The organism is Plantactinospora endophytica (assembly GCF_016862915.1).
Classification (GTDB): domain Bacteria; phylum Actinomycetota; class Actinomycetes; order Mycobacteriales; family Micromonosporaceae; genus Plantactinospora; species Plantactinospora endophytica.
The window spans coordinates 125,679-144,462 of sequence record NZ_BONW01000039.1; the positions used below are offsets into that span (position 1 = coordinate 125,679).

The window sequence follows — 18,784 nt, forward strand, 5'->3', positions numbered from 1 at the left end:
TCTACCGTCGCCGCCTCTCGCGGCAACCTATCGACGGATGGCGATCAGATGTGCCGTTCCGGCGCGGGTGGAGGATTGCCGGAACGCCGTACGGGGTGGCACCGGAAACGTCGGCTTCCGGTGCCACCCCGCGGTAGCGCGTACTACGGGTTGACGGTGATGGTGAAGGTGGACGTGGTGTTGCGGATGTTCTGGTAGTTGTTGCTCAGCCGGAGGTTGTTGAAGACCGCCGAGCCGCGCGCCGGACCCTGCCCGGCCTCCGGCATCTCGTTCGCCCAGATCCCGAACCCGGACTTCGCGTCGTACGCGTCACCGCTGCGTTGCGCGCCGCTGATCGAGATGTTGGTGAATATGGTGTCGGTGACCGAGTTCTGTGGCTGACCGCCCACGTAGTTCGTCTGGAACATGATGCCGTGGTAGGTCGGATCCACGATGTCGACGTCGGTGACCCGGATCGCCCGCATCTCCTTCGACGCGGCGAAGACCCATATCGCGGGGAAGGTCTGCGCGCCCCAGAAGTGCCCGCCGGCCCGGACTATCGACGCGTTCTCGATCCGGGTCAGCCCCGGCCCGAACCCGACGAACGGATATCCGAAGTCGAGCGAGCTGATGGTGATGCCGGAGTAGACGAGCTGGTCGGCGATGTACATGTTGCGGAAGATGTTGTCCTGCCCGCCGTACACCGCGACGCCCGCGGCCCGCCAGGTCAACGTCGCCGTCAGGTTCTCGAAGACGTTGCCGGTGTTCGCCCCGCCGCCGGAGTCGGTGGCGGAGAAGAGCGCGAACGCGTCGTCCCCGTTGCCGCGTCCCTCGACGTTGGTGACGAGGTTGTTCGTACTGCCGTTGGTCATGTTGATCGCGTCGGCGAAGGTGTTGCGGATCCGCGAGTTCTTGATCGTGATGTTGCTGACGTGCACGCCCCAGAACATGCAGACGGTGTGCTCGACCCAGACGTTGTCGAAGGTCAGGTTGGAGACGTTCGACAGCTCGCCCCAGACCTTGCCGGGGCCGTCGATCCGCTCGACGTAGTTGCCGAAGAAGGCGAGGTGTTCGAACGTCGAGCCGTTCGCCGAACTCTCGACCCGGAACCCGGCGTCGGTGTTCGAGCCGGTCGGCGGAGTCTGGAACCGGGTGTACCACAGGCCGGCACCGACCACCCGGACCGCCTTGCCGTACACCTGGAACTTGTTCGAGGTGCTGTAGGTGCCGGGCGGCAGGTAGACGCCGATCAGGTTGCCGGTGGTGTCCATCCGGACCCGGTCCAGCGCGTTCTGCACGTCCTGGTGGCCGGTCCCGGTCGGGGTGGCGTAGCGGGCCGGGTCCGGGTTCGCCCGCGGCGCGACCTGCTCCAGGTTGATGAAGTCGATCGCGTACGTGAGGCTGTTGGCCGGATCCTTCTGCAACCTGATCCGGCTGCCGGCCGGGATCGACGAGTTGAGCATCACGTTCGCCTCGTCGTAGATGTGCCGGGGCCCGCCCGAGCCGGGCGAGTTGTTCGGCTGCGCCTCGTTGCCGTACAGCCAGGCGTACCGGCTGGTCAGGTCGATGGCCTTGTGGAAGACGCCGTCGACGTAGATGTTCAGCGTCGAGTTGGCGCCGCCGCCGCCCGGGGCGTCCGGCATGGAGAAGCGGGTGACCAGGGTGTTCGTCGGCGCCCGGGTGGTCCACTCGACGTAGGCGCCGTTGTTGTTCAGGGTCACCGCGCGCCGGCCAGAGGCTTCACCGGCGAGGTCGCCGACGATCCGGTTCGGCCCGACCGCCGTGGCGCCGCCGCCGAGCGTGCCGTCCTCGGCCTCGTACATCTCGTACGGCATGTTGGCGCCGCGACCGACGAAGAACGGCGTGTCGCTGGTGTTGTTCGCCTGCTTCACCGGCAGTTCGTTGGCGTCGGCGGCGAGCACGGTGCGGACCGTGTACCGGCCGTTCGCCGCCGTCCAGGTGCCCAGGCTCACCGGGGCGGTGCTGGCCCCGGCGGCGATGGCGCCGCTGTACGACCCGGTCAGCGTGCGGACCGCCGTGCCGCTGGGGTTCAGCACGGTCACCGTGATGCCGTGCGCTCCGCTGGCGGAGGCGATCGTGCCCTGGTTGCGGATCGCCACCGAGAAGGTGACCGTCTGGCCGTTCGCCGGGGTGCTCGGCGACCAGCTCGGCACGGCGACCAGGTCCGAGCTGGCCACCGGGGCGACGGTCAGCGAGGACGGGTTGGTGAAGCTGTTGTTGGTCTCGCTCTGCTCGATGACGGCGTTGGACTCGTCGACCTTGGCGGTCAACTGGTAGGTGCCGGCGTTGCGCGGTCCGGCGTTGGCGGTGACGGTGCTGCTGGCCCCGGCCGCGAGCCCGCCGACGGCTGCGGTGCCGACCAGGGTCGTACCCAGGTAGAAGTTGACGTTCGTCGCGCCCGACGCGGCGGTGCCGGCGTTCTGGACCGTGGCCGAGACGGTGATCGCGGTGGTCTCGACCGGCGCGGCCGGGCTCCAGGTGGCGGCGGTGACGGTCAGGTCCGGGTTCGGGGCGGCGACCCCGAAGACCTGGAACTCGGCGACCTGGCCGGCCGGCGCACCGCTGTTCGCGGTGATCGACAGCCGGACGTCCGCGACGTTTCCGCTGACCGGGATGGTCACGCTGTTGCCGCTGCCGGGACTGAAGCTGTACGAGGTGGCCGCCGACAGGCTGGTGAACGACGAGCTGCTCTGCTCGCGGCCGAGCACCTGGATGGTCTGGTTACGCGGTCCCCACGCCGAGTCGGGGTTCAGCCGGACGACCACCGAGCTGACCGTGGCGTTCGCACCGAGCTGCACGGTGAGCACGCTCGGGTACGCCCCGCCGGCCCCCTCCCAGTACGTCGCCACGTTGCCGTCGTTGGCGTTGGCGGCGACGAAGGTGTGCACGGTCGACGAGGCGGTGATCGGCTTGCCGACCGCCAGGTTGGTGCCGGTCGGCGGGTTGCCGGTGCCGGTCCGGGTCACCGTGTTGCTGTTCCCGGACACGTTCCCGGCGGCGTCCCGGGCCCGGACGTAGTACGACACCGTGGCGGTGGCCGGCTGGCTGTCGGTGTACGTCAGCACGTTGCCGACGTTGGCCCGCAGCGCGCCGTTGGCGTAGACGTCGTACCCGACGACGCCGACGTTGTCGCTGGCCGCGTTCCAGGTCAGCCGGATCTGTCCGCTGGCCGGCTGGGTGAAGGCCAGGCTGGTCGGCGCGGTCGGCGCCAGGGTGTCGGTGCCGCCGGTCGGGCCGTGCACCTCGAACTCGGAGAGCTGTCCCGCCGGCCAGCCGTTGTTCGCGGTGATGTGCAGCCGCAGGTAGCGGGTGTTGGTGGTCGGCAGGTTGACGGTGACGGTGTTGCCGCTGGCCGGGTTGAAGGTGTAGCCGGTGGCGGCGACGAGTGTGCTGAACGTGCTGCCGTTGTTGCTGTTCTGCACGGCGAGGGTCTGGGTACGGGTACCCCAGCCGGGCGGCAGTTTGAGCACCAGCCGGTTCACGTCGCTGGCCGCGCCGAGGTCCGCCTGAATCCACTGTGGAAAGGCGTTGTTGGCGCTCTCCCAGTAGGTTCCCTGGTTGCCGTCGCCCGCGTTGCTCGCCGGGTACTCCGGGTGCGAGCTGCTGGCGCTGATCGTGGCGGCGACCGCGACCTCGGCCCGCTGGGGGCCGGCGTCGGGGCGGGCCGAGGCCGGGTTCGGGAAGAGCGATCCGGCGGCCACGAGTAGTCCGGTGGTGAGCGTCGCCGCGATCAGGCGGGGTCTTGGTGGTAGCTGTCTCATCGTCTTCCTTGGCGCTCGTCGGAACCGACTGGAGGTGCTGCGAGCGACCGGGCCTGGTCGGCGTCTGGCCCGGCTGCCGCCCGCCGCCGAAGGCGAGCGGTGGCGCCGTCCGTCCGACCTGTCCACCGCCGCCGCGACCCCGCCGAGGGCCGATCCCCGAGGCAGCCGGGGAAGGAGCACAGAGAACGCCTGTCCAGAAATTCCGGGGTGTAGGAAGCTATCTGGCAACCGCTGACCCGAAACTTGCGTGGTGTCGTCGTAATGTTGCAGACGTGCTACGGGTGCGTCAACACCTCGGGCAGATCAGTCCGGATCGATGAGACGGACTTGGCCGAATTATCCTCATCGATCGTTATTTGCGCGCTCGAATCTCGCCCGAGCGGACGTCGTCGGTCAGGCGCGGTCGGGGGCCTTTGCGCGGGCCACGGCGTACCGCTCGCGGACTGCCGGCACCGCGTCCGCCTCGTACGTCTCCACCTGCCCGACCGTCCACGACGGCGGTCGCGGCCCGCCCGTCAGCACCCAGGCCGCCTGGCGGGCGGCGCCGTCGGCGACGTACTCCCCGAGCGGTGGGACGAGCACGGGCACGCCGAAGACCGTGGGCGCGATCCGGCGTACCGCCTCCGAGCGGGCGCCGCCGCCGACCAGGATGACCCGGTTGACCGTCGTACCCTGCTCGATCATCGCGTCCAGGCCGTCGGCGAGGGCGCACAGCATGCCCTCCACCGCAGCGCGGGCCAGGTGTGCGGGAGACGAGGTCCGCAGGGTCAGGCCGTGCACGGCTCCGGTGGCGTGCGGGCGGTTCGGCGTGCGCTCGCCCTCCAGGTAGGGCACCATGACCAGCCCGTCGGCGCCCGGCGGGGCGGACAGCGCCAGCGCCGACAACTCCGTGTGGTCCACCCGCAGCATGGTCGCGGCGGCGTCCAGCACCCGGGCGGCGTTGAGCGTGCACACCAGCGGCAGGAACCGGCCGGTCGTGTCGGCGTACCCGGCCACGGTGCCGCTCGGGTCGACGGCCGGCAGGTCGGAAACGGTGGTCACGATGCCGGAGGTGCCGATCGAGACGATCACGTCGCCCGACTCGGCGCCGACACCCAGCGCCGCCGCGGCACAGTCGCCGGCGCCGGGGCCGAGCAGCGCGCCGGTGCGCAGCTGCCCGGCCCGACCGGTCGGCCCGAGCACCTGTGGCAGCAGCACGTCGTCCCGACCGAACGCCAACCGGATCAGGTCCGTACGGTAGTTCCCGGTCGCGGCCGACCAGTAGCCGGTTCCGCTGGCGTCGCTGCGGTCGGTGCGCAGGGCCGCCAGCCCCGGTGCGCCGGCCAGTCGCCAGGTCAGCCAGTCGTGCGGCAGGCACACCGCAGCCGTACGGGCGGCGTTGTCCGGTTCCGCCGAGGCCAGCCAGCGCAGCTTGGTGACGGTGAAGCTGGCCACCGGTACCAGGCCGACCGCCTCCGCCCAGGCCCGCTGTCCGGCCTCGCCGCCGCCGAGATCCCGGATCAGGTCGACGGCGGCGCCGGCCGAGCGGGTGTCGTTCCACAGCACGGCGTCCCGGACCACCGCGCCGTCGGCGTCCAGGCAGACCATGCCCTGTTGCTGCGCGGCGATCGAGGCAGCCGCCACGTCGTCCAGCCCGCCAGCCTGTGCGACCGCGTCGGAGAGTGCGGCCTCCCACGCGGCCGGCGGCACCTCGGTGCCGACGGGGTGCGGTGCACGACCCTCGCGCACCAGCTTCCCGGTCTCGGCGTCGCGGATGACGACCTTGCACGACTGGGTCGACGAGTCGACCCCGGCAACGAGTGGCACCGGTCCTCCCGGGGGTTGTCGGGGGTACGGGTCAGGTGGGCACGGGCGCGTGGTCAATTTGTTTAACGGCTGAATTATTTGTGTTGCGCCACGACGCAGTCAAGGCCGTGACGCGGCGTTTACCGGAACGATGCGCGATCCCGAAACCGCCCCTGGACCGGCTCGTCCACACTGGAGCCGGCCCCGACCTGCGGACCCGAGGAGTACGCGATGTGGATCGACCTGGTTCCGATGTCCGTGTACGCGTACCTCGGCGTCGCGGCGGCGGTCTTCGTCGGCGCGTGGCGGTACCGCCGCCGGGTGCTCGGCACACCGCCCCGGCTCGGCCTCGGTGACCTGACCCCGCAGCAGGTCGGCTACCTGCACGCGGGCGAGCGGCTGGCCGTCTACGCCGCGCTCGCCGGCCTGCGCGCCGCCGAGGCGGTACGCCTGACGCCCACGCGCCGGCTGCGGGTGAACGGGCCGCTGCCGACCGGTGCCACCCCACTGGACAGGGCGGTGCACGCGGTGGCCGGTGACGGAGTGGCCCAGCAGGCGCTCCGGGCCGACCCCCGGGTGGTGACGGCGGTCGGGCAGGTCCGGGACGGCTTGGAGGAGGCCGGGCTGCTGCTCGGCCCGGCCATACACCGCAGGGCCGGGCGTGGTGCCCTGCTGATGCTGCTCCTGGTGGCCGTCGGCGTCGTCTGGATCGCCCCCGACCTGACCGGCGGTCGGTCGCCCGGCTATCCGGGTCTCGCCACCCTGCTCGTGTTCGGCGCCTTCTTCGTGTTGCTCGGCCGGATGCCCGAGCAGAGCGGGTCCGCCGAGGTGATGTTGCACCAGCTCCGCCAGTCGTACTCCTACCTGGCCCCGGAGCAGCGACCGGCGCTCACCACCTACGGCCCGACGGCGGCAGCGATGGCGGTGGCACTGTTCGGCACCGGCGTACTCGGTGAACTCGACCAGGAGATGGGCGCCGAGGCGTACGTCGAGCACCGCGCGCTGGACACCGGACCGACCGGCACCCCGGGTCTCGGCTACGGCGGTCACGCCGGTTACGGCGCCAGCGGTGACGCGGGCAGCGGTGGCGGCGGCGACTTTGGCGGTGGCGGCGATTCCGGTGGAGGCGGAAGCTGCGGGGGTGGCGGCGGTTGTGGCGGCGGTGGGGGTTGTGGCGGTGGTGGTGGCAGTTAGCCGGCCGTAAGGCTGGCCCTGTCGGGGCTACCCTTCACGGAGACTCCCAGCCGGCGAACGGCGCCGGCACAGTGGTGACACCGATCCGTTGCCACCGAAGGAGTTTCCGTGCGATACCGCCTACTGGGCCGAAGTGGTCTGCGCGTCTCCGAGCTGTTCCTCGGCGCGATGGGACTCGCCTCGCCGACCGGCGGGGTTGCGCCGCTGCCGGTCGCCCGGGACATCCTCGACGCGTACCTCGACGCGGGCGGGAACGTCCTCGACTCGGCGATCAACTACGGCGGTGGGGAGAGCGAGCGCATTCTCGGCGAGTTGCTGATTGGCCGACGGGACCGGGTGGTGTTGGCCACCAAATACACGGCGTCGCGGGACCGCACCGACCCGAACGGGTACGGCAACCACCGGAAGAACCTCCGGCTATCGCTGGAGACCAGCCTCCGCCGGCTGCGTACCGACCACATCGACCTGTACTGGGCGCACGTGTGGGACCGGCACACCCCGATCGAGGAGATGATGCGGGCGCTGGACGACGCCGTACAGGCCGGCAAGATTCTGTACGTCGGCATCTCCGACGCACCGGCCTGGGTGGTGAGCCGGGCCAACACGCTCGCCGAGTGGCGCGGCTGGGCGCCGTTCGTGGGCCTCCAGGTGCCGTACAACCTGCTGGAACGGGACATCGAGCGGGAGTTGCTGCCGATGGCGGAGGCGTTCGGGATGACCGTGGCGAGCTGGTCGCCGCTCGCACACGGTCTGCTCTCCGGCCGGCACACCCGCCCCGGCGCCACGGCCGAGGACCGCGCCGGGGACGGGTTCGAGACACTCGACGACCGGCAGCGGGCGGCCGTGCTGACGGTGCAGGAGGTCGCCGACGAGTTGGGCGTGACCGCCGCGCAGGTCGCCATCGCCTGGGCCAGGGCCGGCTCCCGGGCGATACACCCGATCTTCGGAGCCGGCACCGTGGCCCAGGTGAAGGAGAACCTCGGCGCGGTGGACGTGACACTGCCGGCCGAGGCGGTGCGCCGGTTGTCGGCGGCGGTCGAGTTCACCCCAGGCTTCCCGGCCGACTTCATCGCGAGCTGTGAGGAGACCGAGTGGCTGGTCGGCCCGAACGCCACCCGGCTCGACGGACGCTGAACCTCTCAGCGCGTGGCGGTGACCCGGACGAAGGCCCGCCACGCGTCCGGCGTGAAGCGGAGGGTGCCGGCCGCGCGGTCCTTGCTGTCCCGCACGAGTACGACCCCAGCCACGTTGTCCGCCACCTCGACGCAGTCGCCGCCCTGAGCCCCGCTCCGGCTGGACTTCCTCCAGCGCAGACCGTTCATGGTGTCCACGGCCTCATCACATCCTTCATCAGCTCGATCGACTGCCAGGTCGGCAACGCGATGTTGCGAACACTCTCCCACCGTGACAACAGGGTGCTCACGTCCTCGCCGCGATCCACGGCATTACCGAAGATCTGGTTGTCCAGAAACCCCACCCAACCGCCCTCGTCGGACTGCCCGAGCACGAAGGGGCCGTTCAGCCCGATGTGCAGTCCGACCTTGGCCGGGATGACGTGGATGCTTACGTTCGGACGCTCGGCGCAGGCGATCAGATGGGTGAGCTGACCGCCCATCACCTGTGCGTAGTCCTCGGCGAAACGATGTAGTGCCGACTCGTCGAGCACGGCGACGAGCTGAGGCGGACGCTCCTGATCGAGAATGCTCTGCCGAGCCAACCGGGCGGCTATCAGCTTGTCGATCTCGCCTTCGGTCAGCGTCACGTCGCTCCGGAACACGGCCCGTGCGTAGTCCTCGGTCTGCAGAAGGCCGGGGACCAGGGTTGGGTGAAAGCAGCGGAGTTGTCGTGCCGCTCGTTCCGCGTCGAACCACTGCCGTACCCACACCGGCTCGCCGTCTCGTTCGGCCAGTCTCAGCAGGGAGACGAAGAGGTTGCCGGTGCCGAACACGGCGTCGGCGCGGGCCAGGTACACCCGGTCCAGCGGTCGTTGGCCCAACTCCACTGCCGACACCATCGACGCTGAGTAGTTCGCCCGACGGCCGTACTCGTCCTGGCTGAGCCCGGCGTTGGTGCGCATCAGGCGTAGCTGGGCGCGGATCAGGTCCGCCGTGGTCTGCTGCTCGCTCTCCACAGTTCCTCCACAGTCCCTCTCTCGCCTCCACTGGACACGGTGTGTGACGACCGGTTTAGCCACTGCAAAGCCGAGGCCACGGCCGACGCCTTCCGACAGTAGGGCAACCACAGCAGAGTGTCACCAGTGGAGTGGGAGAGGAGTCCTCGTGATGGTGGACGAGCCGGAAGCCGGATCCGACGACGGGCGCTCGGCAGGAGAGTCGCCCGCGCACGCTGTCGAGCTGGGTGCACAAACGGGGCGGTGGCCCACCTCGTCGGTGGGCGCACAAGCGGGGCGGTGGCCCACGCCGTCGGTGGGCGCACAAGCGGGGCAGCTCGACAGTCTCCGAAGCGAGTGGTCCTCCGGCCACCGCGACCGCACGGCGGCATGCGACGAGCCTGGCCGGTCCCACTTGTCCCGACGCCCGGCGACCGACCAACTCGGCTGGTCGCACCTGCCTCGACGGCCGCTCTGGCTCTGCCGGGTCTGCGCCACCGACTGGCCCTGCCTGACCGCCCGCACCCTGCTGCCGCTGGACTACGTCACCGATCCGATCGGGCTGGCCGTCTTCCTCGCCGGTCTGATGCAGGAGGCGATGGCCGACCTGCACCGGCTGCACCCGAGTCGCCGTCCTGATCCGAAGCTCATGCACGCACGCTTCCTCGGCTGGACGGCACCCCGGCTGCGCATCGCCCGGGACCGTCTCCGCCTAGGCTCCGAGGAAACGCGGAAGGAGCCGAGGATGGCGGAGACCACGCTCCCGGAGGAGGAGACCACGCTCCCGGAGGAGGCGACCACGATCGCGGAGACGATGGCCCCGGAGACGATGGCCCCGGAGACGACGGTCGCGGACCTGTGGTTCGACCCGTCCTGCCCGTACACCTGGACGACCTCGCGTTGGTTGCTTGAGGTGGCGAAGGTCCGGCCGGTCGAACCGCGCTGGCACCTGATGAGTTTGTCGGTGCTCAACGAGGGGCGGGACGACGACCCGGAGGGCGACCCCGAGGGGTACCTCTGGGTGCCGGTGCGGATCTGCGCGGCGGCCCGCGAGAAGCACGGCCCGGAGGCGCTGGCCCGGCTCTACACCGCGATGTGGACGACCGCCCGGGCCGAGGGGGACTGGCTCGGCGACCTGCACACCGCGCTGGCCGCCGCCGGCCTGCCGCGCGAGCTGGCCGAGGCCGGCATGTCGACCGAGTACGACGAGATCGTGCGGGCCTCGCACGCCGAGGCGATCGCGCTGGTCGGCGAGCACGTCGGTACCCCGATCATCGCGGCCACCGCCCCCGACGGTCGCCGGGTCGCCTTCTTCGGCCCGGTCATCTCCCGGATCCCGACCGGCGAGGAGGCCGGTCGGCTCTGGGACGGGACCCTGCTGGTGGCCGGTGTGCCCGGATTCCACGAGCTGAAGGCCGCCCCGCACGCCCCGCCGCAGCTCGACTACCCAGGCTGACCGAGCCGACCGGGTTGGCCTGAGCTGGCCGGGCCGAGCAGGCCGAGCAGGCCGAGCAGGCCGAGCAGGCTGAGCGGGCTGACCGGGCGGCCGGGGGTCAGGCCCGGTCCCGGCGCCAGTCGAGCAGCCGCTGGTAGGCGGCCAGCCCGTCCGGCACCCAGGCCCACTCGGTCAGCCGTCCGGCCAACTCCTCGTCGGAGAGGAAGGCGTGCCAGGCGACCTCCTCGACCTGCGGGTCGACCGGCGACTCGCAGCGCACCTCGTAGACGGCGGACCACCAGGTGTGCTCGGGCGTCTCGTAGAGAAATTTGAACAGCGGTGTCGGCGAGGGCAGCCCGGCGACGCCCAGCTCCTCGCCGGCCTCCCGCCGGGCCGCCTCGTCGTACGTCTCACCGGCGCCGACGACCCCGCCGACGAACATGTCGTAGCAGGACGGGAAGACGAGCTTCTGTGCGGTACGCCGGTGCACGAAGATCCGCCCCGACGGGTCCCGGGCGAGTACGAACACGGCCCGGTGCCGCAGCCGCCGGGCGTACGCCTCGCCGCGCGGAGCCTGCCCGACCACCCGGTCCTGCTCGTCGACGATGTCCAGGATCTCGTCCGCCGATCGTGTCACCGGAACTACTCCACCTCCACCGCCTCGTACGTGAGCACCAGCTTCTCGGTGAGCACGCCGGCGTCGTCGCCGCTGGTGATCGTACTGACCTCCAGGTGCTTCGGTGCGGCTGCCACCAGTTTGTAGCGCTTGATCGGCGTACCGTCGGCGTCGAACAGGACCACGGCGGCGGCCGAACCGCCCCCGCCGCCCCCGCCCGCGCGGACGTCGGCGATCCACGCCTCGAAGCTGTTGCCGCCGCGCTGCGGCCGGACGAGGGTCAGCTCGCCGGCGTCCGGCCGGCCAGGCACGGTCTGCACCACATACTGTCCGTCGGGGGTGGTCGACTTGAACTCGATGACGTCCTGGCCCACGCGCAGCCCGGAGACCTCGGTGATCTGCGTGATCACTATCCCGTCCACCTCCAGGGCGAACGAGTGACCGACGCTGGTGTCGTGATCGGGAAGTGGCATGTCTGCCTCCTCGGCGTGCTGTTCCCGGTACGGGGGGTGACAACCGGTATCACCAGATAACCAGGTCCACCCGTCTCCGGTCAGCCCCCACCCGGCGTGTGCCGAGAACTCAGCCCGGGCGTGTGCCGGAACTCAGCCCGGCCAGCGCCACTGCGCGATCATCGGATGGTCCTCGCCGTAGCGGCGGGTGTGCTCGCGGCACTCCTGCCGGGCGTCGACCATCGCCTGACGCAGGTGGGCGGCCCGGGTCGCCAGCCCGGGAACCCGGTCGACCACGTCCATCACCAGGTGGAACCGGTCGAGGTCGTTCAGCATCACCATGTCGAACGGCGTCGTGGTGGTGCCCTCCTCCTGATAGCCCCGGACGTGCAGGTTGGCGTGGTTCGTCCGGCGGTACGTGAGCCGGTGGATCAGCCACGGATAGCCGTGGTACGCGAAGATGACCGGCCGGTCCCGGGTGAACAGGGTGTCGAACTGCGCGTCGGCCAGCCCGTGCGGATGCACGCTGGCGGGTTGCAGGCGCATCAGGTCGACGACGTTGACCACCCGGACCTTCAACTCCGGCAGATGCTGCCGGAGCAGGTCGGCGGCGGCCAGGGTCTCCAGCGTCGGTACGTCGCCGGCACAGCCGAGCACCACGTCCGGCTCGGTGCCGTCGTCGGTGCTGGCCCAGTCCCAGATCCCGACCCCGCGCTCGCAGTGCAGCTCCGCCTGCGCCATCGGCAGCCAGTTCGGGGCCGCCTGCTTGCCGGCGATCACCACGTTGATGTAGTGCCGGCTACGCAGGCAGTGGTCCATCGTGCAGAGCAGGGTGTTGCCGTCCGGCGGCAGGTACACCCGGACGATCTCGGCCTTCTTGTTGGTGACATGGTCGATGAAACCCGGGTCCTGGTGCGAGAAGCCGTTGTGGTCCTGCCGCCACACATGGCTGGACAGCAGATAGTTAAGCGAGGCGACCGGGCGCCGCCAGGGGATGTCCCGGGTCACCTTGAGCCACTTGGCGTGCTGGTTCAGCATCGAGTCGACGATGTGGATGAACGCCTCGTAGCTGGTGAAGACGCCGTGCCGGCCGGTCAGCAGATAGCCCTCCAGCCAGCCCTGGCAGAGGTGTTCGGAAAGCACCTCCATGACCCGGCCGCCGGGGGAGAGGTGGTCGTCGCCGGGTTCGGTCGCGCCGAGGAACGCCCGGTCGGTCACCTCGAAGACCGGCGCCAACCCGTTCGAGTCCACCTCGTCCGGGCCGAACAACCGGAACCGGTCCGGGTTGGCCGCGATCACGTCCCGCAGCCAGGCGGCGAGCACCCCGGTCGCCCCGGAAGACGGGCTGCCGGGCCGGTCCACGGCGACGGCGTACCGGCGGAAGTCGGGCAGGACCAGGTCCCGGAGCAGGGTGCCGCCGTTGGTGCGCGGGTTCGCGCTCATCCGCCGGTCGCCGCGCGGAGCCAGCTCGGCCAGCGCCGGCAGCGGCCCGCCGGTCGCGTCGAAAAGCTCCTCCGGCCGGTACGACCGCAGCCAGCGCTCCAACTGGGCCAGGTGACCGGGATTGTCGCGTACCCCCTCCAGCGGCACCTGGTGGGCCCGCCACGTACCGGCGACCTGCTCACCGTCGACCTCGCCCGGCCCGGTCCAGCCCTTCGGGGTACGCAGCACCAGCATCGGCCAGCGCGGACGCTCGACCGGTCCGCCCCGGCGGGACCGCCGCTGGATCTCGGTGATCTCGTCCAGCGCCCGGTCCAGGCAGGACGCCAGTTCCCGGTGCACCCGGGCCGGCTCGTCCCCGGCCACCAGGTACGGCTGGTAGCCGAAGCCGCGCAACATGCCGAGCAGGTCGTCCTGGGGTATCCGGGCCAGCACCGTCGGGTTGGCGATCTTGTAGCCGTTGAGGTGCAGGATCGGCAGCACCGCCCCGTCCCGGGCCGGATCGAGGAAGACGTTGGAGAACCAGCTCGCGGCCAGCGGACCGGTCTCCGCCTCGCCGTCGCCGATTACGCAGGCCACCAGCAGGTCAGGGTTGTCGAACGCCGCCCCGTACGCGTGCGCCAGCGAGTACCCCAGCTCACCGCCCTCGTGGATCGACCCCGGCACCTCGGCGGCGACGTGGCTCGGAATGCCACCCGGAAAGGAGAACTGCCGGAACAGCCGGGTCATCCCGGCCTCGTCCCGGCCCACCGACGGGTACACCTCGGTGAAGGTTCCCTCCAGCCAGGTGTTCGCGATGATCGCCGGAGCGCCGTGCCCCGGTCCGGTGATCAGCATCGCGTTCAGGTCGCGGGCCACGATCACCCGGTTCAGGTGTGCGTAGACCAGGTTCAGCCCCGGGTCCGTACCCCAGTGCCCGAGCAGGCGCGGTTTGACGTGCTCCGGCCTCAACGGCTCGCGCAGCAGCGGATTGGCCAGCAGGTAGATCTGCCCGGCGCTGAGATAGTTGGCCGCCCGCCAGTACGCGTCGATCCGGTCGAGTTCCTCGTCGGTCAGTCGGGGCTGCGGGTCCAGCGCGGTCTCCATCACCCGAGCCTGCTCCTGCTCGGCCCGACCCGCGACCTGAACGGCGATCCCACCGTGCTCACTCCTGGACGTACAGCCCGTGCGCGTTGCGGACCACCACCACGGGAGAGGAGGAGTGGTAGAGCATCGCCTGGCTCACCGAGCCGAGCATCCCGCGCCACGGCTCGTCACCCCGGGCGCTGACCACCACCAGTTCGGCCTTGTGGGTTTCCCGGGCCAGCGCCGACTCCGGGTCGCCGAGCCGGACCTGCTGGTCGACCCGGACCGACGGGTACTTGCGCTGCCACGGTGCCACCGCCTCGGCCAACTGCTCGACGATCTCGGTCGGCGGTTCCCCGGTCGAGCCGTCCGGGTCGCAGACCTGCACCACCATCAGGTCGGTCGCGTGTCGGGAGGCGGTGTCGAAAGCGAAGTCGAGTGCGCCGAGCGAGCTGGTTGAGCCGTCCACGCCGACCAGTACCGGCCCGTTCGACGGTAGCTGCTCCCGGGCGACCAGCACGCTGCATCCGGCCCGGGCCGCGATCTGCACGGCGGTGGCGTCGGAGGCGGCCGCCACGTCGGGATCGACGGTCAGCCCGCCGTCGCCGATCACCAGCAGTGCGGCGGAGCCCGACTCGCGGAGCAGGGTGGTGATCACCGGTCCCTCGATCAGCGCACAGCTCGCCTCGACGTCCGGCTGCGCGTCGGTGGCGGCGGCCAGGGCCCGGTCCAGCAACTCCTCGGCCGGCCGGCGCGGCTCGTCGGGCATCGGCTCCGACGGGTCCGCCACCCAGTTGAACGCGTGCACCACGCGAAGCGGGCGGGAGTGCAGGACCGCTTCCCGGGCCGCCAGGCGTACCGCCGTCATGCTCAGCCGGGAGTCGTCGACCCCGACCACGACCAGCGCGTCCTGCGGGGCGCTCACCGCCGCCCCGCGGTCACCTCGGCCACCGGCCCGCCACTGGTTACGTAGCGTATCCTCCGCACCTGCCGAGAGTATCCGGACGGTACGCCGGCCGTGACCAGATTCGGCCAGGACGGCCGCACAGTGGAGGGTCTGTCAGGGCTCGACCCGCAGTACGGCGATCGTGGCGTTGTCCCGACCGCCCGCCGCCAGCGTGTCGGCGAGTACGCCCCGGACCGTCTCGACCAGGCTGGTGGTGCTGCCCAGCCGGCTGGCCAGCCGCTGGTAGTCGAGCTGTTCGGCGACCCCGTCGGTGCAGAGGCAGTAGACGTCGCCGGGGCGCAGCGCGACGTTGATCAGATCCGGCTCGGGCATCGCGGGGTGGCCGACGTACCGGGTGAGCTGGTAGCGGGCGGCGGCGGCTGCCGGGGAGTCCGCCGGGTACCAGCCGTAGACGGCACCGAGCCAGGCGGCCGTGTGGTCGACGGTGAGCAGTTCGAGCAGCCCGTCCCGGAGCCGGTACGCGCGCGAGTCGCCGATCTGCACGATCCAGGCGGAGAGGTCGGTGCCTCCGGTCGGCGCCGGTACGGCACTGCCCGGCGCCGCCCGGGCGACCGGCGCGGTACGCCGTGCCCCGGACTGCTGGCCGCTGCCACCCGACTCGGCGGCCCACGACGGTTCCGGCCTCGTCCCGCCCGGCACGGCGGCCGACCCGACGACCGTCCCCGCAGTGCCCGTCGCTCCGCTGCCTGCCGCTCCGGTGCTCGTCGCTCCGATGCTCGTCACCTTTGTGCTCGTCGCTCCGGTGCCTGCCGATCCGTCCCTGTTCGGCACCGCGAGCAGGCCGGTGAAGGTGCAGCCGGTCAGCTCGTTCAGTTCGGCGCCGGCCGCCCGTACCCGGTGCTGCGCCTGGGCCATCGCGGCGCGGAGTTGCCCGGGGTCGACGTCGGGAGCAGCCGCGCGGACGGCGGCGACCATGGTCTCCATGGTGGTGGCACCGGCGACGGTGCTGCCCCGGCCGTCGCCCATCCCGTCGGCCACGGCCAGGAACGGCAGCACCGGATCGACGTGCAGTACGTCGAAGTTCGCCGAGTAACGCTGCCCCACCCGGCTGCCTCCGGCAACGCTGAGCCGGTGGCCGGCGGTGGGGTAACTGCGGCTGACGTCGCCCTCGGCGGGCATCCGGTCCGGACCCGTCACGGGGCTACGGTGCATGGCGGGGAGGTTAGCAGGATTTACCGAGCCGACTGGGCGGTATATGCGAATCCTCGCAAATCTCCGCTACTGCCGCTTCTGTGCTGCTCCGGGCGGGTTCGGGTTGTGCCGCGCCGGGTCGGCCCGGCTGCCAGGATGGAGCGGTGAACCTGCCTGACGTGCTGCGCCGGCACCGCCTGCTCGCCGCCGTACGGGGTGACGATCCGGATGCCGCGCTGGCCAGCGTACTGGCCCTGGCGGAGGCCGGGATCGCGCTGGTCGAGGTGTCGCTGACCTCCCGGGACGAGGCCGGGGTACTGGTCCGGGCGCGGGCGGCGTTGGGTCCGGACGCACCGCTGGGCGCCGGTACGGTGCTCACCGAGGCCGACGTGGTGCAGGCGGAGCAGGCCGGGGCGTCGTTCGTGGTGACCCCGGGGCTGGTACCGGCGGTGGCCGAGGCGGTCCGGCTCGGGCTGCCCGCCCTGGTCGGCGCGTTGACTCCGACCGAGGTGGTGGCGGCCAGCCTGGCCGGTGCGGCGGCGGTGAAGCTCTTTCCCGCCTCGCTCGGCGGGCCGGCCTACCTGCGCGCGCTCCGGGAGCCGTTTCCGGACGTCCCGTTCGTGCCGTTCGGCGGCGTGGACGTCGAGTCGGCGCCGGAATACCTGGCGGCCGGCGCGGTCGCGGTGGGCGTCTCCGAGTCCCTGCTCGGTACCGCGCCCCGGGGCGGTGACCTGGCCGCGCTGCGCCTGCGGGCCACGGCCTTCCGAGCCGCCGTCTCCTGACCGGCAGGTGCTCCCGACCTACCGGTGTTTCTACCTACCGGTCTTTTCTGACCTGCCGTTTCGTCGGTCGTCCCGCGCGGTTACGGCGTCGATTCAGTCGAGGCAGAACTCGTTGCCCTCGACGTCCTGCATCGTCAGGCACGACTCGTTGTAGCCATCGGCGCGCAGTAGTTGCACCCGTGTCGCGCCGAGCGCGACGAGTCGGGCGCACTCGGCCTCGAGTACGGCCACGCGCTCTTCGCCGACGAGCCCGGCGCCGACCCGTACGTCGAGATGCACCCGGTTCTTGACGACCTTGCCTTCGGGAACGCGCTGGAAGAACAGTCGCGGGCCAACGCCTGAGGGGTCGGTGCAGGCGAACGCCGCCCCCTGGCGCTCGGGCGGCAGCGAGTGGTCGAAGTCCTCCCAGGTGGCGAACCCCTCCGGTGGCGGCGGCACCACGTATCCCAACACCTCGCACCAGAACCGGGCGACGCGCTCGGGTTCCGCGCAGTCGAAGGTGACCTGGAACTGCTTGACCGATGTCATCGGCCCACCATAGAGGCGGGTCTTCCGTCGTCTCGACGGGGTGGGGCGGGGCTCGCACGCCGTGCCTGTCAACTGGGGTTGACAACGGAGGCACTGTCAACCTAAGTTGACACCCATGAGTCAGGCAACGGATCTGGCGGCGGCGGCCGGCAGCACCGACCCCCGGGTCGGGCTGCGCGCGGTGCTGGCCCTGCGCCGGCTGTTGGAACGCCTGGAGGTCGTCCAGGTCGACAACGCCCGGCGTCAGGGCTGGTCCTGGCAGGAGATCGCCGACGCACTCGAGGTCAGCAGGCAGGGAGTTCACAAGAAGCACGCCGGCCGGGCGTCGGCGCGTACCCAGGGAGGGGCATGATGTTCGAGCGGTTCACGGTGCAGGCCCGGGAGGTGGTCCGGGGGGCCGTGGCGGCGCGCGAGCGGCTGGGGCACCGCAACGTCGGCACCGAGCACCTGCTGCTCGCCCTGCTGGACGAGGAGCGGAGTTCCGTCGCCGGGCTGCTGCACGAGGCCGGCGTGGACGCCGCGCGGGTGACCGAGGCGATCGACCGGAAGGTCGGCCGCGACACCGAGGAGTTCGGCGACCGGGACGCGGAGGCGCTCCGGTCGATCGGCATCGACCTGGCGGCGGTGCGCTCCAAGCTGGAGGAGTCGTTCGGCGAGGGTGCCCTGGAGTCGCCGCCCTCTCAGCCCTCCCGCCGGGGGTTCTTCGGCGGCTGGGACTTCTCCGGCGGGCGGTTCTCGCCGAGGGCCAGGAAGGTGCTGGAACTGGCCCTGCGCGAGGCGGTCCAGCTCCGGCATCGGGAGATCGGCGCCGAACACATCCTGCTCGGACTGCTCCGCGAGGGCAACGGGCTGGCCGCCCTGGTGCTGACCGAGGCGGGACTGGACCTCGCCGAGCTGCGCCGCCGGACCCTGCGCGCCTTCGACCAGGCCGCCTGAGTGGTCAAGGCCGCATGAGTGGTCAAGGCCGCCTGAGTGGTTAAGGCCGCCTGAGTGGCGGAGGGGTCAGGCCGTCGGACGGGTGTCGTCGAGCTGTTCGCGGAGGATGTCGGCGTGCCCGGCGTGCCGGGCGGTCTCCTCGATCATGTGGGCGTAGATCCAGCGCAGCGAGACCTGGCCCAGCCGGGGGTGCGGCACGGAATAGTCCAGCGCCAGCTCGGCGGCGACCCGGCGGGACTCCGCGCACGCCTCGGAGTATTCGGCGAGCAGGCTCTCGACGGTGTCGTCCGGGCCGAGCGTCCAACTCGGGTCGCCGCCGTCCACCCAACCGGCGATCTCGGCCGGCTCCCGCTGGGCCAGCCGACGCTGGAACCAGCTCCGCTCGACCACCGACAGGTGCTTGAGCAGCCCGCCGAGCGTGGTCAGCGAGGGTACGAGGCGACGCCGGGCATCCTCGTCCGACACCCCGGCGATCTTCTCGGTGAGTTCCCGCCGCTGGCAGTCGAGGAACGCCTCCCAGACCGCCCGTTCACCGGCGGTGGCCACCTTTTCCTCGAACGCGAGCGGTGGATCGACCATGTC

General features: G+C 71.2%; 17 protein-coding genes. 6 read left to right on the plus strand and 11 right to left on the minus strand.

The genetic code is table 11. The annotated features are described in order from the left end of the window. Positions 1-143: 143 nt before the first annotated feature. Together Pen02_RS32275 and Pen02_RS32280 are read right to left on the minus strand one after the other, a co-directional pair. A complete protein-coding gene (locus Pen02_RS32275; RefSeq protein ID WP_203869942.1) occupies positions 144-3,761 on the minus strand; it encodes a discoidin domain-containing protein in 3,618 nt (1,205 codons plus the stop codon). A gap of 393 nt (positions 3,762-4,154) precedes the next feature. Further along, positions 4,155-5,567: a xylulokinase gene (locus tag Pen02_RS32280; protein ID WP_203869943.1), complete on the minus strand. Its 1,413-nt coding sequence runs from the start codon at positions 5,565-5,567 to the stop codon at positions 4,155-4,157. 210 nt (positions 5,568-5,777) lie between these two features. On the opposite strand from Pen02_RS32280, the gene Pen02_RS32285 reads away from it, so the two are divergent. Next, positions 5,778-6,740 (plus strand): TIGR04222 domain-containing membrane protein, encoded by a 963-nt coding sequence (locus Pen02_RS32285; RefSeq protein WP_203870120.1) that lies wholly within the window; start codon positions 5,778-5,780, stop codon positions 6,738-6,740. A gap of 108 nt (positions 6,741-6,848) precedes the next feature. Further along, entirely contained in the window at positions 6,849-7,874 is a 1,026-nt protein-coding gene (locus tag Pen02_RS32290; RefSeq protein WP_203869944.1) for an aldo/keto reductase, read from the plus strand. A 5-nt stretch (positions 7,875-7,879) separates the two neighbouring features. Here Pen02_RS32290 and Pen02_RS32295 read toward each other — a convergent pair whose 3' ends face one another. Together Pen02_RS32295 and Pen02_RS32300 are read right to left on the minus strand one after the other, a co-directional pair. Continuing rightward, entirely contained in the window at positions 7,880-8,062 is a 183-nt protein-coding gene (locus tag Pen02_RS32295) for a DUF397 domain-containing protein (protein ID WP_203870121.1), read from the minus strand. Further along, positions 8,059-8,871 carry a helix-turn-helix domain-containing protein gene (locus Pen02_RS32300; RefSeq protein WP_239141659.1) on the minus strand — a complete coding sequence of 271 codons (813 nt, stop codon included), beginning with the start codon at positions 8,869-8,871 and terminating at the stop codon, positions 8,059-8,061. The genes Pen02_RS32295 and Pen02_RS32300 overlap by 4 nt, the downstream gene beginning before the upstream one ends. An 808-nt stretch (positions 8,872-9,679) precedes the next feature. Here Pen02_RS32300 and Pen02_RS32310 point away from each other — a divergent pair. Further along, a complete protein-coding gene (locus Pen02_RS32310) occupies positions 9,680-10,306 on the plus strand; it encodes a mycothiol-dependent nitroreductase Rv2466c family protein (RefSeq protein WP_203870123.1) in 627 nt (208 codons plus the stop codon). Positions 10,307-10,403: 97 nt separating this feature from the next. Here Pen02_RS32310 and Pen02_RS32315 read toward each other — a convergent pair whose 3' ends face one another. From Pen02_RS32315 to Pen02_RS32335, 5 genes are all read right to left on the minus strand, one after another. Next, a complete protein-coding gene (locus Pen02_RS32315; RefSeq protein WP_203869945.1) occupies positions 10,404-10,922 on the minus strand; it encodes an NUDIX hydrolase in 519 nt (172 codons plus the stop codon). Between the two features lie 5 nt (positions 10,923-10,927). Further along, positions 10,928-11,374, minus strand: coding sequence for a phage tail protein (locus Pen02_RS32320; protein ID WP_203869946.1), 447 nt, complete (start codon positions 11,372-11,374; stop codon positions 10,928-10,930). Positions 11,375-11,506: 132 nt separating this feature from the next. Beyond that, positions 11,507-13,879: a phosphoketolase family protein gene (locus Pen02_RS32325; protein ID WP_203869947.1), complete on the minus strand. Its 2,373-nt coding sequence runs from the start codon at positions 13,877-13,879 to the stop codon at positions 11,507-11,509. A 58-nt stretch (positions 13,880-13,937) separates the two neighbouring features. Further along, positions 13,938-14,783 (minus strand): universal stress protein, encoded by an 846-nt coding sequence (locus Pen02_RS32330; protein WP_203869948.1) that lies wholly within the window; start codon positions 14,781-14,783, stop codon positions 13,938-13,940. Between the two features lie 135 nt (positions 14,784-14,918). Continuing rightward, on the minus strand, positions 14,919-15,977 hold the full coding sequence (locus tag Pen02_RS32335; RefSeq protein WP_203869949.1) for a PP2C family protein-serine/threonine phosphatase: 1,059 nt from the start codon (positions 15,975-15,977) through the stop codon (positions 14,919-14,921). 143 nt (positions 15,978-16,120) lie between these two features. Here Pen02_RS32335 and Pen02_RS32340 point away from each other — a divergent pair, with 143 nt between their 5' ends. After that, complete coding sequence (locus tag Pen02_RS32340) at positions 16,121-16,738, plus strand: bifunctional 4-hydroxy-2-oxoglutarate aldolase/2-dehydro-3-deoxy-phosphogluconate aldolase (protein ID WP_203869950.1); 618 nt, start codon at positions 16,121-16,123, stop codon at positions 16,736-16,738. A 93-nt stretch (positions 16,739-16,831) separates the two neighbouring features. Here the strand turns inward: Pen02_RS32340 and Pen02_RS32345 are convergent, their stop codons facing one another. Beyond that, entirely contained in the window at positions 16,832-17,266 is a 435-nt protein-coding gene (locus Pen02_RS32345) for a VOC family protein (RefSeq protein ID WP_203869951.1), read from the minus strand. Positions 17,267-17,381: 115 nt separating this feature from the next. Between Pen02_RS32345 and Pen02_RS32350 the strand changes: the two genes are divergently transcribed. Further along, positions 17,382-17,618: a helix-turn-helix domain-containing protein gene (locus Pen02_RS32350; protein WP_203869952.1), complete on the plus strand. Its 237-nt coding sequence runs from the start codon at positions 17,382-17,384 to the stop codon at positions 17,616-17,618. Further along, positions 17,615-18,202, plus strand: a complete 588-nt coding sequence (locus tag Pen02_RS42670; RefSeq protein WP_275413631.1) for a Clp protease N-terminal domain-containing protein — start codon at positions 17,615-17,617, stop codon at positions 18,200-18,202. Before Pen02_RS32350 ends, Pen02_RS42670 begins: the two co-directional genes overlap by 4 nt. 66 nt (positions 18,203-18,268) lie before the next feature. Here Pen02_RS42670 and Pen02_RS32360 read toward each other — a convergent pair whose 3' ends face one another. Continuing rightward, positions 18,269-18,781, minus strand: a complete 513-nt coding sequence (locus Pen02_RS32360; RefSeq protein WP_203869953.1) for a DinB family protein — start codon at positions 18,779-18,781, stop codon at positions 18,269-18,271. Positions 18,782-18,784 lie beyond the last annotated feature (3 nt).

What these genes read in the sequence shown, in the direction of transcription:
- Pen02_RS32275 (WP_203869942.1), bottom strand. Translation starts at nt 3,761, where the DNA reads ATGAGACAGCTACCACCAAGACCCCGCCTGATCGCGGCGACGCTCACC.
- Pen02_RS32285 (WP_203870120.1), top strand. Translation starts at nt 5,778, where the DNA reads ATGTGGATCGACCTGGTTCCGATGTCCGTGTACGCGTACCTCGGCGTC.
- Pen02_RS32295 (WP_203870121.1), bottom strand. Translation starts at nt 8,062, where the DNA reads ATGAACGGTCTGCGCTGGAGGAAGTCCAGCCGGAGCGGGGCTCAGGGC.
- Pen02_RS32310 (WP_203870123.1), top strand. Translation starts at nt 9,680, where the DNA reads ATGGCCCCGGAGACGACGGTCGCGGACCTGTGGTTCGACCCGTCCTGC.
- Pen02_RS32320 (WP_203869946.1), bottom strand. Translation starts at nt 11,374, where the DNA reads ATGCCACTTCCCGATCACGACACCAGCGTCGGTCACTCGTTCGCCCTG.
- Pen02_RS32325 (WP_203869947.1), bottom strand. Translation starts at nt 13,879, where the DNA reads ATGGAGACCGCGCTGGACCCGCAGCCCCGACTGACCGACGAGGAACTC.
- Pen02_RS32335 (WP_203869949.1), bottom strand. Translation starts at nt 15,977, where the DNA reads ATGCACCGTAGCCCCGTGACGGGTCCGGACCGGATGCCCGCCGAGGGC.
- Pen02_RS32345 (WP_203869951.1), bottom strand. Translation starts at nt 17,266, where the DNA reads ATGACATCGGTCAAGCAGTTCCAGGTCACCTTCGACTGCGCGGAACCC.
- Pen02_RS32350 (WP_203869952.1), top strand. Translation starts at nt 17,382, where the DNA reads ATGAGTCAGGCAACGGATCTGGCGGCGGCGGCCGGCAGCACCGACCCC.
- Pen02_RS42670 (WP_275413631.1), top strand. Translation starts at nt 17,615, where the DNA reads ATGATGTTCGAGCGGTTCACGGTGCAGGCCCGGGAGGTGGTCCGGGGG.
- Pen02_RS32360 (WP_203869953.1), bottom strand. Translation starts at nt 18,781, where the DNA reads ATGGTCGATCCACCGCTCGCGTTCGAGGAAAAGGTGGCCACCGCCGGT.